General features: G+C 60.6%; 14 protein-coding genes. 3 read left to right on the top strand and 11 right to left on the bottom strand.

Features of this window, described 5'->3' with window-relative positions; genetic code table 11:
* Positions 1-20: 20 nt before the first annotated feature.
* The 5 genes from QQJ86_RS01640 to QQJ86_RS01620 form a co-directional block, all read right to left on the bottom strand.
* Positions 21-725 carry a helix-turn-helix transcriptional regulator gene (locus QQJ86_RS01640; RefSeq protein ID WP_284319152.1) on the bottom strand — a complete coding sequence of 235 codons (705 nt, stop codon included), beginning with the start codon at positions 723-725 and terminating at the stop codon, positions 21-23.
* A 121-nt stretch (positions 726-846) separates the two neighbouring features.
* Positions 847-1,473, bottom strand: a complete 627-nt coding sequence (locus tag QQJ86_RS01635; protein ID WP_284319151.1) for a glutathione S-transferase family protein — start codon at positions 1,471-1,473, stop codon at positions 847-849.
* A 23-nt stretch (positions 1,474-1,496) separates the two neighbouring features.
* Positions 1,497-1,901 (bottom strand): GFA family protein, encoded by a 405-nt coding sequence (locus QQJ86_RS01630; RefSeq protein ID WP_284319150.1) that lies wholly within the window; start codon positions 1,899-1,901, stop codon positions 1,497-1,499.
* 21 nt (positions 1,902-1,922) lie between these two features.
* Complete coding sequence (locus QQJ86_RS01625) at positions 1,923-2,171, bottom strand: hypothetical protein (protein ID WP_284319149.1); 249 nt, start codon at positions 2,169-2,171, stop codon at positions 1,923-1,925.
* Positions 2,172-2,183: 12 nt separating this feature from the next.
* The gene (locus tag QQJ86_RS01620) at positions 2,184-2,795 is read right to left on the bottom strand and encodes a DJ-1/PfpI family protein (RefSeq protein WP_284319148.1); all 612 of its coding nucleotides are present in this window, start codon (positions 2,793-2,795) and stop codon (positions 2,184-2,186) included.
* A gap of 150 nt (positions 2,796-2,945) precedes the next feature.
* On the opposite strand from QQJ86_RS01620, the gene QQJ86_RS01615 reads away from it, so the two are divergent.
* Entirely contained in the window at positions 2,946-3,962 is a 1,017-nt protein-coding gene (locus tag QQJ86_RS01615; RefSeq protein WP_284319255.1) for a class 1 fructose-bisphosphatase, read from the top strand.
* Positions 3,963-4,020: 58 nt separating this feature from the next.
* On the opposite strand, the gene QQJ86_RS01610 is transcribed toward QQJ86_RS01615, so the two are convergent.
* From QQJ86_RS01610 to QQJ86_RS01600, 3 genes are all read right to left on the bottom strand, one after another.
* Positions 4,021-5,637 carry a carbohydrate-binding protein gene (locus QQJ86_RS01610; RefSeq protein WP_284319147.1) on the bottom strand — a complete coding sequence of 539 codons (1,617 nt, stop codon included), beginning with the start codon at positions 5,635-5,637 and terminating at the stop codon, positions 4,021-4,023.
* 301 nt (positions 5,638-5,938) lie between these two features.
* Positions 5,939-6,820 (bottom strand): 2OG-Fe(II) oxygenase, encoded by an 882-nt coding sequence (locus tag QQJ86_RS01605; RefSeq protein ID WP_284319146.1) that lies wholly within the window; start codon positions 6,818-6,820, stop codon positions 5,939-5,941.
* A 305-nt stretch (positions 6,821-7,125) separates the two neighbouring features.
* Entirely contained in the window at positions 7,126-9,183 is a 2,058-nt protein-coding gene (locus QQJ86_RS01600) for a M3 family metallopeptidase (RefSeq protein WP_284319145.1), read from the bottom strand.
* Between the two features lie 101 nt (positions 9,184-9,284).
* Here QQJ86_RS01600 and QQJ86_RS01595 point away from each other — a divergent pair, with 101 nt between their 5' ends.
* Positions 9,285-11,051 (top strand): patatin-like phospholipase family protein, encoded by a 1,767-nt coding sequence (locus QQJ86_RS01595; RefSeq protein ID WP_284319144.1) that lies wholly within the window; start codon positions 9,285-9,287, stop codon positions 11,049-11,051.
* Between the two features lie 9 nt (positions 11,052-11,060).
* Positions 11,061-11,594, top strand: coding sequence for a gamma carbonic anhydrase family protein (locus QQJ86_RS01590; protein ID WP_284319143.1), 534 nt, complete (start codon positions 11,061-11,063; stop codon positions 11,592-11,594).
* A gap of 36 nt (positions 11,595-11,630) precedes the next feature.
* On the opposite strand, the gene QQJ86_RS01585 is transcribed toward QQJ86_RS01590, so the two are convergent.
* The 3 genes from QQJ86_RS01585 to QQJ86_RS01575 all read right to left on the bottom strand — a co-directional run bounded on the left by QQJ86_RS01585 (position 11,631) and on the right by QQJ86_RS01575 (position 14,468).
* The gene (locus tag QQJ86_RS01585; RefSeq protein ID WP_284319142.1) at positions 11,631-12,149 is read right to left on the bottom strand and encodes a hypothetical protein; all 519 of its coding nucleotides are present in this window, start codon (positions 12,147-12,149) and stop codon (positions 11,631-11,633) included.
* Between the two features lie 152 nt (positions 12,150-12,301).
* A complete protein-coding gene (locus QQJ86_RS01580) occupies positions 12,302-12,598 on the bottom strand; it encodes a hypothetical protein (protein ID WP_284319141.1) in 297 nt (98 codons plus the stop codon).
* Positions 12,599-12,695: 97 nt separating this feature from the next.
* Positions 12,696-14,468 (bottom strand): peptide-N4-asparagine amidase, encoded by a 1,773-nt coding sequence (locus tag QQJ86_RS01575; RefSeq protein WP_284319140.1) that lies wholly within the window; start codon positions 14,466-14,468, stop codon positions 12,696-12,698.
* Positions 14,469-14,508 lie beyond the last annotated feature (40 nt).

Below are 14,508 nucleotides of genomic sequence, written 5' to 3'. Positions count from 1 at the left end.
GGTTTGAACCCCAACGGGGCTTATTCCATTCCCGCGTAATAGCCGCGCATGGCCTGCAGGTACGCATTTAAATCGCGACCGGCTTCACCCTTGAACACCTCACCAGTGTTCTCCACCCGCTCGATGCGGTCCGGCCGGAAGTTGCGGAAATCCTTGCGCAGCCGGCACCAGGTACCGAGCGTCCATTTGCCGCCCCAGAAGGCCAGACAAAGCGGCTCCACTTCGCGCTCACTTTCGCGACCTACTTCATCGCGATAGAACAGCCGTAGTACGTGCTGCGCCTCGATCGCCGCGTGCAGTTGATCGATACGCGCGGCGAATGCCGTGGAATGCTCGTCGCGCCAGATCGGTGCGTAGATGCGCGTGCGCGAGGAGCGCTCGCGCAATTCCGGCGGCAGCACGGCTTCGATCTTCATCAGTGCGGCTTGCGCACCGGCCGCCAGTTTCTCGCCGGCAAACGCGCGGACGAAGCGCGTGCCGACCACCAGCGATTCGAGTTCGTCGGCGGTAAACATCAGCGGCGGGATGTCCGAGCCCTTGCGCAGCACGTAGCCCACGCCGGCTTCGCCTTCGATGGGTACGCCGGAAAGCTGGAGGTCCGCCACATCACGATAGACCGTGCGCAGCGATACACCCAGCATTTCGGCAAGCTGACGCGCCTGCAACGCGGTGCGGCGACCACGCAGGGCGTTGATGATGAGAAAGAGGCGATCGGCTCGACGCATCCGTGCATGATCGCCCAGGTCGCAGCGGTGGACCAGCGTCCGAAGTCATGTGTGGCGGTCCCAATAGGTGAGACCGCCTTATGTGAACTCGGCAAAAGCATGGCCATGCTGCTCACCCGCCTCACGCAGCCAGCTGCGTGAGAAATTCGGCATCCTTGGCCGCTGCGCGCTGCATCGCAGGGCGCGCGATCACGCGCTCGATATAGGCGCGGAACTCTGGTGTTTCTGGCACCAGCTTGAACATCGTGGCCCAGTGCAAAGCGCCGCCCCACAGAACATCCGCCGCGGTGAATCGATCGCCGATCAGGTAAGGCCCCTTCGCAAGCTGGGTTTGCAACGTGTTCATCACATCCTCCCAGGTGCCATAAGGCGAAGTGGAAGGCGGCGCCGGATCACGTTTGAGCGAGCGATCGACCAGCGCAGGCTCGAAGCACGAACCATAGAAAACCAGCCAGCGCAGGTAGGCACCGCGCAGTGGATCGCCGATCGCTGGAGTAAGGCCTGCTTCGGCATACAGGTCGGCCAGATACATGAAAACGGCCGGCTGCTCCGTAACAAGCACACCGTCATGCAGAATCGCCGGCACTTTGCACATCGGGTTGATGGCCCGATAGGCGCTTTGGCGTTGCTCGCCACGCTTGAAGTTGACCAAATGCAACGCGTAGTCCGCACCCAGTTCTTCAAGCAAAGCCAGCGTGCTGCCGGAGCGGCTGTTGGGTGCGTGGTAGAAATCGATCTTATGCGTCATGACGTCATCTCCGTGATTAACACTTACAGATGCCGCGTTTCGGCGGGTGTGGACGGCCAGTTATTGTTGCGCCCATCGGAAAACCGCATTGGCGCATCGATCAGTTCGATCGGCTCGGCATCGTCCAGACAAAACACATTGACGAAGTAGAAGTCGCCACCCACTACATCCAGGTGGCCCTTTCCGAACGGCCTTATGCCGCAATGCCGGCAAAACAGGTGGTGCATGCTGTGCGTGCCGAATTGATAATCGGTAAGCTCACCTTCGCCACTGATCAGGCGAAACGCTTCCGGTTTCACAATTACGCCCCACTGCCGCGCCTTGGTGCAGATCGAACAATTGCAGCGGCCGGTGCCCTGGCTCAGATCGATATCGGCGTCGAATGTCACCGCGCCGCAATGGCAACTGCCGTGATAAGTCTTTTGCATGATGAATATCCCGTGGTGATGTTATGCGCGACGCAGGTCGTCCAATGAATCGTCGGCGGACGACATGCTGAAATTTGCAGAAGCCGCAGCAGGTGCGACCAGTACGCGCTTGCGTTCCGGATCGAATGCCGGCGTGAGTTGCACTACACGGTTTCCCTTCTCCGGTTTCTTTTCCTGCTTCGCCGGCAGGCGATATTGGCCATCCATCAGCAAGCCGCGCAGATACAGCGGCCGATAAGCCATCAGAATGCGATCGAACAAATTGCTCATGACATAAACCCCTCAGGCAGCACGAACGACTTCGACGGAAAGCCACGGCGGCGGAACCGCATGTTTGAACAGGCGATACCAGTGCTCGCGATCGCTGGCGGTGTAGAGATCCAGCGTGTGGATGATTTCGCGCGCAAACTCGATCGTTCCGAGATGGCTCGCCGTGATGACGCCACCGTCGCTCACTGCGAGCACGTTGGCGTCGTATTGATCATGTCCTTGGTAGCTCGGCACTTCTCGGCCAATTTGGCCTGGCCAGTTGCCTGTATGTCGGCATTCGCCGAGCAGGCCAGCGCGCGCGACGTAAAGCACACCTTGATCGATGGCAGCGACCGGCGCACCCGCGTCATGCACGCGACGGGCCAGTTCTGCCGCTCGCTCGATGTGTGTAGACAACCATAGATGTCCGCCCGGCAGCATCAGCAATGCCACGGCATTGAAATCGATTTCGTCCATGCTGACGTCGGGTAGCACCTGCAGGCCACTCATTGACGTGACCGGCTCGCGCGTGAAACCCACACTGCGCACTTCCCATTCCCCGGGACGACGGATTTCGGCCAGAGCCAAGGCCACTTGCCAATCCGCAAACCCTTCGAACACCAGCACATAAACCGTGTCGCGCATGATCGTCCCTCCGTTTCGATGGTGAGAGCGTGCGCCCCTGCTACTGCCAGCGTGTTGTCAGCAGGAAGGGGTGGGCTGGTTCAGGCCGTTGACTGGCTTCTGTAAGGCTGAGTCGAGACAATGGCGGCCTCTTTTGCCACCAAGTCCACCATGAAGCCCATCTCGCTGATCCAGTTTCTGATCGAAGAACGCCGCGCTGGCCATATCAATGCCGAACTCACCTTGCTGATCGAAGTGGTCGCGCGCGCATGCAAGCGCATCGCCGTCGCCACCAACAAAGGCGCCATCGGCGGCGTGCTGGGCGAGGCGGGCACCGGCAATATCCAGGGTGAGGCACAGAAGAAGCTGGACGTGATCTCCAACGAAATCCTGCTGGAAGCCAACGCATGGGGCGGCCAACTCGCGGCATGTGCTTCAGAAGAAATGGAAGATCCGCAGCCGATTCCCGACATGTACCCGAAGGGCAATCACCTGTTGTTGTTCGATCCGCTGGACGGCAGCTCGAACATCGACGTGAACATTTCCGTCGGCACCATCTTCTCCGTGCTGCGTTGCCCGGATGGCATTACCGAACCGAAGGCCGAACATTTCCTGCAGCCAGGCACCACGCAGCTCGCCGCGGGCTATGTGGTGTATGGACCGGCCACCGTGCTCGTGCTCACCTTCGGCTATGGCACGCACGAGTTTACGCTCGATCGCGAAGTGGGCAGTTTCACCTTGAGCCGTCGCGACATCCGCATTCCCGAAGATACCGCCGAATTCGCCATCAACATGTCCAACCAGCGCCATTGGGAACCGCCCATGCAGCGCTACATCGGTGAATTGCTTGCCGGCAAGGATGGTCCACGCAGCAAGGATTTCAATATGCGCTGGGTCGCCTCGATGGTGGCCGACGTACACCGCATCATCACTCGCGGCGGCGTGTTCTTCTATCCGTTGGATGCCAAGATCAAGAGCAAGGGCGGCAAACTTCGTTTGATGTATGAAGCCAATCCGATGTCGCTCATCATCGAGCAGGCGGGTGGCGCGGCAACCACCGGGCGCGAACGCATTCTTGAGCTTCAGCCGACGGGTCTACATCAGCGCGTGCCGGTGTTTCTTGGCTCAAAGAAAGAGGTCGAGGTTGCCACGCATTACCACCTCGAAGCCGACGGCGCGCGGAACTAAGCGGCTTTAAAGCATGAAGCCCTTCGCTTGTGCGAAGGGCTTCATGCCCTGCAGATTCTTACAACTGCGAATTGGTAGTGGCGTTGAATTGCGTGCCCAGGTTCGCCTCCAGATTGCCCATCGCATGTTCCAGCAAGCTGAAGATCTGCGCACGATCCGATGCGTTACTTAAATCCAGCGTTCCGGTACTCGAGATACCGGTTTGGGTGAGGGCCGTATTGAACGCTGTAGTGGCTTGTGCGGCAGTGATGTACGTACCCGTGCCTGAGCTGTTGACGTAATCCAGCGTCTGGAACACGTTGGAAAACACGTTTTCCAACGTTGCGATATCGAATACGACGTGATTGCCGGGCGTGACGATGGTCGACAGGCTGGTCGTCGGAATCGGATTGTCGTAGAGCTGATCGAGGTAGTAACGAACCTGATAGGGATATTGCTTGTAGGTGTCGTTCACACCCCACACCGAACCGTAGTTGTTTACCGATGCTACGGTTGCAGACGTAGCCGTTGCACCCAAGCTGCTATAGCTTTGCACCAGACCACCGTAATAGCCCTGGTTGTAAGCGACGTTCAACAGCACGTCCAGGAAATTGTTCGGCAAGGTTTTGAAGTTCGCCAGGGCGTTGTCGTAAGCCGGCTCCCAGGGTGTTTGCCAACCATTGGCCCCCTTTCCGGTGACATTCAACGCAACGAAATCGTTGTAATGGAAATACGCCGTCAACATAGGACCGTAATACTTATCGTTGAACGATGCCGGTGTCGGCTTGCTGTATTGCGTGGGCGCCGTCGCCATGGTGTAGCCGATGTTCTTCTGGATCGTGACGTAGTTGATCAACGAGTGCCCTGATGGCGTATACGAACCGGAAACCATATCGGCCGCATAGTTGTTGATCTGATACGGACCACCCTGCCCAACGCCCATGACCGCTGCCTGATTTGGCGACGGGTCGATGAGGTTGCTGGTGTCGACGTAATACTCGGTGGCGATGTTCTCTTGCAGTAGCTGACCCAGGATGGAGCCGTACAAGTAGTCCTTGTCGAATTGAATGCCCGGGTAATACTCCTGCACCAAGTGGCCATACATCACGCCTGCGATGATGTTGGACATGATCAGGTCGGTGTAGTTATCCCCCGCCAATGCAATCTGATCCTGGGCGCTGCTTATGCCAAGCAGCAAATGGAAATTGACGTCGCCCGACGACGGAGATGGTGTGGGTGTGGGTGTGGGTGTGGGTGTGGGTGTGGGTGTGGGTGTGGGTGTGGGTGTGGGTGTGGGTGTGGGTGTGGGTGTGGGTGTGGGTGTGGGTGTGGGTGTCGGCGTTGGGGTAGGTGTTGGAGTTGGAGTCGGAGTAGGCGTGGGGGTCGGAGTAGGCGTCGGTGTTGGCGAACCGCCGCAAGCACCTTGCGAAGTCCAAGGCTGACCAGTACCCGGGCCGCCGTTGTTGGTCGCCGGATCATTCCCCTGCGTCCACCAGTTAGCCTTGTAATTGATACCGTTTTCGCTGGCCACATTGCCCGCGGTATAAATCGCCGTCGAACTCCAGGCAGCAGCGCAAGTCGTTTGCGCTTGCACAGGGGCTGCCGTAAGCAAACTGGTCGATAGGGCTGCACCCAAAGCAGTACTGAGTGAGCTCAAGGTCAAGGTAGAGCGCGTCGTCGACTTCTTCACATGCATAAGCCGTCTCCCGAGTGAAGGAACTTGCAACAAGTGAGTGGCATCGGCGAGCCATGACAACGTTCCCAGCCGCCACGCCGGAGTGGTGAACATCACGCATCCCGCTTCCTACAGCGTGTCGCGCATGCGCGCCGCCACGGAAAGTCCTGGCGGAGTATTGGCCCGAAATGACAACGTTGTCTAGTGAGCGCTGGATTGCGCCGCTCAGAACGTGATGCTCATCGCAGCCGCGGTGAACAGTCTTGCGCGATCTACAGGAACACTTGGGGAATTTACGCGGTGAATACGAGCGGCGGCAGCTTTACGCCACCGCTTCACCATACCTGCGCTGCCGCATCCACTTCGTCACAATCCATTTCTCGCCCCGCGTCACGGGCGAGCCGCCATGCAGGGTGAGCTTGTCGAGCTGGTTGTGGCTGTTGGTGTATTCGAAATAGACGGCTGAACCTTTTTTCGGCACAACTTCTAAGCCGATCTCAGGGAAGATGGTGGTGCCGCCTTCTTCCACTTCGTTCAAATACATCACCATGGTGGAAACGCGTTGGCCGCCGATGGTCATTTGCACCTGGCTGCCAGGGTCTTCTGGCGGGAAGTAATCGAAGTGCGGCTTGTATTCGCCGCCGACGCCGTAATGCAGGATCTGCAGGCCTTCGCCATGGTCGACGGGCCAGTTCATCACTTCAGAGATGCGGCGGTCGAGGCGCGTGATGAAGGGGTCGGCGTTGAGCGCGAAGAAGGTGCCTTCGCTGCTGCGGTCGGCGATCACTTCGTGTTTGCCGGTAATGGGATCCACCGTCGTGGAGCGGCGCATCTTGTCGGCGGAGCGACGGATCATTTCGTCGCACTCTTCATCGCTCAGTACACCATCCAGGACGGCGATCATGGGTCGATTGACGCGTGTGACGATACGGACATCGCGATCGAAGGTGCGGATCAGGTTGCCAGCGTGAAGACGCGGTTTTTCGTAAACGTAACCGGCGGTGTGGCTGACAGGCTTGGTTTGTGTTTGCGCGGGTGTGGTGAACGGGCCGCTCATCACGCCATTCACCGCAGCGCGCGCGAACACGGGATCGAAGTGATTGCGCACCATGTCGTCGATCAGCGATTGCGGCGCGCAACCTCGTGCGAGGTTCTCTTGGATCCAGTTGTGCCATTCGGGCGGCAGTTGTGTCATCGCGTTCATCGCAGACTCCTCAGGTCTACAGCGCTGTCAGTTCGATAGCCTGGTGCGCTGCCGATGGTGGCAGGGCAGTGCGAGGCCGATTGTGAACCGGTTGGCCTGGTAAGTGCGAGAGGCCTGGAGGGAGGTGGGCATCCCTTCTCCCCTCGGGATCTGATTAGCGTTGAGCCTTATCTGGGTATGTCGTGGTGCTGGGGCATTGCCTACGGCGTCCGAAAGCGCCGCAGGCAATACCCCAATCCGCGACATGTCCACCTGAGGCGAGACGTTAATCAGGCCCCGAAGGGAGAGGGGAGAAAAGCGCGGAATCACGCCAGCCCGTGGCTGCGCAGCAGCGCCTCCGGCTCCGGCTTGCGGCCGCGAAAGGCGATGAAGCTTTCCAGCGCAGGCCGGCTTGCGCCCACAGCCAGGATTTCGCGACGGAAGCGGTCACCGGTGGCAGCGTCGATCGCGCTTTGGCCAGCATGCGTGCGTTCTTCGAAGGCACCGAAGGCATCCGCGCTCAGCAGTTCCGCCCACAGGTAGCTGTAGTAGCCGGCGGCGTAGCCGCCCGCAAAAATATGTGTGAACGCGTGCGGGAAGCGTTGCCAGGCCGGCGGATGCAGCACAGCTACCTCATGACGGGCTTGCTCCAGCACTTCGAGCGTGCGGGCACCTTTGGCCTGGTCATATTCCAGATGCAGCAGGAAGTCGAACAAGGCGAATTCGAGCTGGCGCACCAGGAACAGGCCGGTATGGAAATGCCGTGCCGCCAGCATGCGTTCAAACAGTTCGTCGGGTAGGCGTTCGCCGGTTTCCCAATGCTTGGCGAACAGGTCCAGCGCTTCGCGATTCCAGCCGAAGTTCTCCATGAACTGGCTAGGCAATTCCACAGCATCCCATTCCACGCCCTCGATGCCACCCACGGAAGGCAAGGGCACTTCCGTCAGCAGATGGTGGAATCCGTGCCCGAATTCGTGGAACAGGGTGAGCACGTCGTCGTGCGTAAGCAACGCCGGACAGCCTTCCGTGGGCGGAGCAAAGTTGCAGGTGAGAAACGCCACCGGTAGCTGCATGTGCGTGCCGTCGTCGAAACGTGCGCGGCATACATCCATCCACGCACCGCCGCGCTTGCCACTGCGTGCGTACAGATCGATGTAGGCACCGGCGAAGATATGGCCGTTGGCATCGACCACATCGTAGTAGCGCACGTCGGGATGCCATACGTCGATGCCATCGCGCGGTTTCAGTGTGATGCCGTAGAGCTTATGCACCAGACCGAACAAACCGTCGATCACAGCGGGCAGCGGGAAATACGGCTTGAGCTGTTCTTCATCCAGCGCGTACTGCTTTTGCCGCAGTTTTTCTGCAGCGTAGGCGACATCCCAGGCTTCGAGGTTGTCGAGTTTGAGTTCATTGGCGGCGAAGTCGCGCAAGGTGACCAGTTCTTTCTGCGCTACGGGCTTGGCACGCGCGGCAAGATCGCGCAGGAAGCTCAGCACTTCGTCCGGCGTGCCGGCCATCTTGGTGGCAAGCGATTCCTCCGCTGCGCTGGCAAAACCAAGCAGTTGAGCCGCCTCGTGCCGCAAGGCCATGATCTTTTCGATGCGCCCGGTGTTGTCGTACTTGCCACCATGCGGACCTTGATCGGACGCGCGTGTCTGATAGGCCCAGTACACGCGTTCGCGCAAGCCGCGCTGGTCGGCATAGGTCATGACGGCTTGCACGCTGGGTTGCTTGAGCGTGACCAGATAGCCGTCCAAACCCTTTTCTTTCGCGTACTGCCGCAGCACGGCGCGGCCAGAGTCGGGAATACCCGCCAGATCACGCTCGTCGGTGATGTGTTCTTGCCAGGCGTCCGTGGCATCCAGCACGGCGTTGGAAAACTCCGTGGAAAGCTTGCTCAATTCCACGCCGATGTCGCGGAAACGCGAGCGCGCGGGTTCTTCGAGCGCCACGCCGGAAAGTTTGAAGTCGCGCAGCGCATGCTCGACCAGTGCGCGCTGTGCGCGAGACAGCTTGGCAAAATCCGGCGCGTCGGCCACAGCCTGCACGGCGGCGTAAAGATCACGGTTTTGGCCTACTTCGATGGAGTAATCCGTGAGCTTTTCCTCGGCCGGGCCATAGACCTCGCGCAGCGCTTCGCTATCGGCCACCGAGTGCAGATGGGAAACGGGTGACCATGCATGGGAAATGCGCTGCTCCAGGCGTTCCTGCGGCAGCATCACCGCATTGAAATCGCGCAGCGCGCCGGGCGTAGTCAGCGCAGCGATAGCAGCGCGGCCTTCCTCCAGCAGGTTATCAACGGCCGGCAGCACGTGCTCGGGCTTGATCTGAGTAAAGGTGGGCAGCGTGGTGTCGGCCAGCAGGGGGTTGTCTTGGCTCATGAGGTTTACTCCTTCAGGTCCTGAAGCGTGCTGGCGCCGTGTGTCGAAATCAAGCAGAGCATGGTGACGGGCGACATCGCGCTCGTCGTACCATCGCGCGCATGCTGCCTGCCGACGTTTCCGCCCTGATCAGTCGTATCCCGTTGTTTGCGCATCTGACCGATGCGCAGCGGGCAGCGCTGGCTGACCATCTGCGTTGGATCTGCCTTCAAGGCGGGCAGTACCTGCTCAAAGCCGGCGAAACCGCAGACGCACTGTACTTGCTGCGCAGCGGCAGCCTGGGCGTGTTCGACGGACCGACTACGCTGATACGGCAGGTTTCCGCGGACGATTGCCTGGGCGAAGTCAGCCTGCTCAGTGGTGAGGCGCTGCGCTACAACGTGCGCGCTTTGCGCGATTGCGAGCTGCTGAGGCTGGATCGCAACCATTTCGAGCAGCTGATCGAGCACCATCCCCGCGCCATGCTGGGCATGGCGCGGCAGGCCGTCGATCGGCTGATTCGTCGTGAACGCCATGTGGAACCGCCGGACAAGCCGCGCACTTTCGCCATTCTTCCGGTTGACCAAGGCGTGCCGGTGCGCGGCTTGGCGATGCAGTTGGCGCAATCGCTGGAAGCCTATGGCAGCTGCGTGGTGATCGACGCCGAGCACGGCGCGAACCGCGGCAGTGACTGGTTTGCCGAGCGCGAGGCGCAGGCGCGGTTCGTGATCTATCTCGACAGCACGGGCGATGCATCCTGGCGCCTGCGCTGCCTGCGCCAGGCTGATGTGCTGTTGCTGCCTGCGCTGGCGGCACAACCGGCAAGGCCATGGCCGGAAGCGGCACCGGGACATCCGGCGCGCGTGCGCCATCGCCCGCGTCACTTGCTGCTGATCCATCCCGCGCACCGCGTGCTGCCGGGCGCGGCGCGGCGGTGGCGCGCGCAGTTCAGCGGCGAGCTGGAGCATCACCATATTTGCGGCGAAAGTGATATTCCACGCATTGCGCGCCTGATCAGCGGCCACGCGCGCGGACTGGTGCTGGCCGGCGGTGGTGCGCGCGGTCTTGCTCACTTGGGAGCGCTGCGCGCGTTGCACGAAACCGGCCATCATTTCGACGCGATCGGCGGCACCAGCATCGGCGCGATCATTGGCGCCGGCGTCGCCAACCGCTGGAGCATCGAAGACATGACGCGCGTGTATTACGAAGCCTTCGTGCGCGGCAAACCGCTATCGGACTGGACCGTGCCGCTGGTGGCGCTCACGCGCGGGCGCCGTGCGGCGATCATGCTGCGGCGTGCATTTGGGGCCATCGACATCGAGGACCTGGAGCTGCCGTTCTTCTGTGTCTCCACCAATCTTTCAGGACAGGGCAAGGTCGTGCATCGCCACGGTCCACTGTGGTTGTGGCTGCGCGCGAGCAGTTCCATTCCCGGCATCCTTCCGCCGGTGTTGCATCACGGTCAGGTGTACGTCGATGGCGCCTTGGTGGACAACCTGCCGGCTGACGTGATGGCGGATGACGGTATCGCGCATATCACCGCGGTGAGCATTCGCGCCGACATCGAACTGAAGGCGCAAACCGAGGAATTTGCCACGCCGCCTTGGTGGCGACTGTGGATCCGCCAGCGGCGCGGCACCGGATGGCCACGCCTGGTTTCCACGCTGACTCGCGCCGCCATGGTCAATAGCGAGGAGACCAGCGAACACTGCCGCGCACGAGCCGACGTGCTGATCACCCCACCACTGGAACACGTGGGCATGCTCGACTGGCGCGACTGGCAGCTGGCGGTGGATTCGGGCTATGAAGAGACGATGCGCGTGCTGGAAGCGCTGGAACGCGCACCGCGGTCTTCGAACGATACGGCACATCTTCCGCTCGAAGGCTAAAATAGCGGGATGAATGCTTTGCGTCCCTTCAAGGGCATCCTGCCCACTCTCGGCGCCCGCGCCTATGTCGACCCGGCGGCTACCGTCATCGGCGACGTAGTGCTGGGCGATGATGTTTCCATCTGGCCCGGCGCGGTGTTGCGCGGTGACGTGCACTACATTCGTGTCGGTGCGCGCAGCAATATCCAGGACGGCACCATCGTGCACGTGACGCACGACGGTCCCTATTCACCCGGCGGATTTCCTACCTTGATCGGCGAGGGTGTCACTGTCGGCCATGCGGCGGTCATCCACGCTTGCACCATCGAGGACTATTGCTTGATCGGCATGCATGCCACCGTGCTCGACGGCGCCGTGATCAAGAAATACGGCTTCGTCGGCGCCGGCAGCCTGGTGGCGCCGGGCAAGGTGGTCGGCGAACGCGAGCTATGGCTGGGCAACCCGGCGCAATGCGTGCGATTGCTGACGGACAAGCAAATCGAGCAACTGCATTACTCGGCGGATCACTATGTGCGTTTGAAAGACGCCTATCTCGCCGGTTGAGCAGGTTGGGGGCAAGCCCCAAGACCCACCTACGATCTAGTTCCCGCCTGACTGCTGGGCCTGGATAAGCGCCGCTTCGGCCTCATGCTTGCGTCGTTCGATGATGCGCTGCGCATCGAGCACGCTGCCGAGCAAGGCAAGCTTATAGTTGTGCGCATCGTATTGGCGCAGCAGGGAAAGCTCGCGCTGCGCTTCATCCAGATCGCCACCGTTGAGCGTGCTTTCAATCACGTCACAAGCCGGCTTGAAGGCATCGCGTAAACGGCGCTGCGCAGTGGCGTTGTTCGGGTCAAGCTGCAGTACGCTGAAATAAAACTCGTAGACATTGCTGCCCACCGGCGCTACCAGGCGTTTTTCCTGATAGGCCTTGTCGGCCAGATCCATCATCACGCCGACTTCGCTGCCATCGTTCGCCGTATGCCCTTCGGCCGACTTGCTGCGCAGCGATCCATGCGCGTACCAGAATCCACCGCCGACGATCGCCAGTACGGCGACGGCGAGCACGACAAAAAGCAAACCGCGACGGTTCGCATCGGGTGAATTGGGTGACGACATGCTGGCTCGCGTACTGATCCTGGAAAAACAGCCGTCCACTTGCGAGGACGGCGCCCTGTGCGGAGCAGGCTAACGGCGCAACATGTCAGCAAAATGACTTGGACTGTCTAAAATGACAGTTTGGGTACGAGCTGCGAGCGATTCTCGTCGCGTCAGTGGAAATCGCCGCCGACGATGTGGCCACCGTTATCCATCTGCGGGAAGAAGCGCGAGTTGTCGTAGCGCATCTCCATCGTGCTGATCATGCCGGGCAGCATCAACTGCACGCCGGGATACATCTTCTTGAATTCTTCGGCCGTCGGATGCGTGCCGATGAAGCTCTCGAACGAAGCCATGTCGGTGACACCCTTCTTGTCCACTGACGAACCATCAGGACGCGTGCCGTGGTGGCAACCAGCCAGGGCAACAGCTACGCCAAGAATGGATAGGGCAAGCAAACGGGTACGCATCGCTAAGAACTCCATGGTGCTCAATTCACATGCCGGCAAAACTAGCATGCCGGTGCCCCTTCAGACCATCTGAAGGGGCACCGCGTTCACCTGCGTCTTACCAAGGAAGCAAGCCGCTGCCTTGATAGGGCGAACCATCCGGATGCGTAAACCAGAACACGCGGTTGTTGCCGCCGGGGCAGCTTTGGCCGGTGCTATAGGCCGTCACCACGTTGTTCGCTGAACTCACGCTGCCGCTGTAGCAGCCGCCCAGCGAATCGCTGAACGCAAAGTTTTGCGTGGCTTGCTGGCCGCTGTGGCTAACGATGTGGAAACCGCTGTCCAGCACCAACGTGTCGGAACCTGTCACTTGGTTATGCACGTCGGCCGAATACAGTGGAAAGCCGCCTAAGCTCAAACCGTTGTGCTGGTCGTACCCCTGCGAGATGGCGGTGAGGATGGAGTAGTCCCCATTCGACTCGGCGGTCTGGTTGTAATCCACGTGCAGCGGATAGTTAAAGCTTGCCTTGAACTCATCGCGCACGAACCTGCCAGTCTGGCTGCGGCTCACGCCTTGCACCGTCGTGAGCTGATCGCTGATCTGGTGGTAGTCGGTGGCGGTGATGTTGAAGGTCTGCGTGTCGGCAAAGGCCACGGTCTGATCCACCGTGGTGATCACGCGGCCATGCGAGGTATCCGCGTAGCCTTGGATCACGAAGTGACGGCTCAGGTCGGTGGTGATGGCACCGGTGACGTTGCCGGACGAATCCTGCGTCACGGTGCTGCCGATGGTCGGTGTGGGCGGCTGGTTGGCGAGCGTATTGCTCACCACGGCGCCGGTTACCTGCTTCTTATGGGGATCCTGGTAGACCAGCAACGCAGCAGTGGCAGAGAAGTAGCTGTTCGCGCCCTGCACATTCACCGCCACGGTGTGCGGCGAACCATTGCTGAGAAGACCAGCGAACGGCGTCAGGTCCACGCGATAAGGCATGAAGTTCAACGTCTGCACGCCGGGTGTCGGCTTCCAGATGAACAGGTCGATGCCACCCGTGTAGATCCACGGATACACCGGCGCTACGCCAGCCGGCGTTCCGTCGATGCTGACTTCGGCTTCGCGGAAATTGCCGCCACCGCATTCCTGCACTTCCGCAGCGTACTGATCAGGCACGCAGGTGTACCAGAACTCGTCGTTGCTCTGGCTTTGCGTGAACACATCCAAGTAAGCGTGCTCGACGTTGGTCGGCAAGCTCAGCGTGGCCGCCATCTGGCTGCTTGAGTTGTTCAAGGTGACGGTGTTGCCGACCGGATCGCTGCCCAGCGGGTAGATCGCATCCGGTGTTCGCGCCGCGGGCGCCACGATGGAAGCCGGATAGAACAGCAGGCGAGCGCTGCCGTGAATCACGCCCGTGTAGGTGCTGTCGACCAGATTGTAGAGAACCGCCTGGCCTTGACCCGCATTGCGGAACAGGGCGCTGTAATCGGTCAAGTCGCGCTCGACATGCCAGTTCGGCGCCAAGCTGGATCCCGGTTCTTGTGTAGTGCCGAAGTAGAGATTCACGCCGCCCAGCCAGATCGAAGCCGTGCGGTCGAACTGCACGCCAGCCGTAACGGAAAAATCGGCTTCCAGTACGACCTTCGACCAGCGCGTGCCGCATCCTGTGGGCGGCGTGTAGCTATAAGGCCGCGTGCTGAAATCATTGAACGTGTCATCGGTGTAAAGCTGCACCACGCACGGCTGGCCCGGTGGACGCGGCACGGTGGGATCGGCCACGGTGACGTTGGCCGAGCCAATTGGACTGCTATCCGGCGCCGCCTGCGCGACACCACCCAACACCATCGAAAACCCAGCTACCGCCAGGCAGCGACTGATACACCCCATCGGCAACAACATGGTGCAACTCTCCCCACAGTGATGCCCCCTGTCCTCCCAA

It is taken from the genome of Dyella acidisoli (assembly GCF_030160295.1).
Taxonomy (GTDB): domain Bacteria; phylum Pseudomonadota; class Gammaproteobacteria; order Xanthomonadales; family Rhodanobacteraceae; genus Dyella_B; species Dyella_B acidisoli.
The sequence above is the reverse complement of the archived record's forward strand: the minus strand, read 5'-3'. Positions and strand labels throughout refer to the sequence as shown.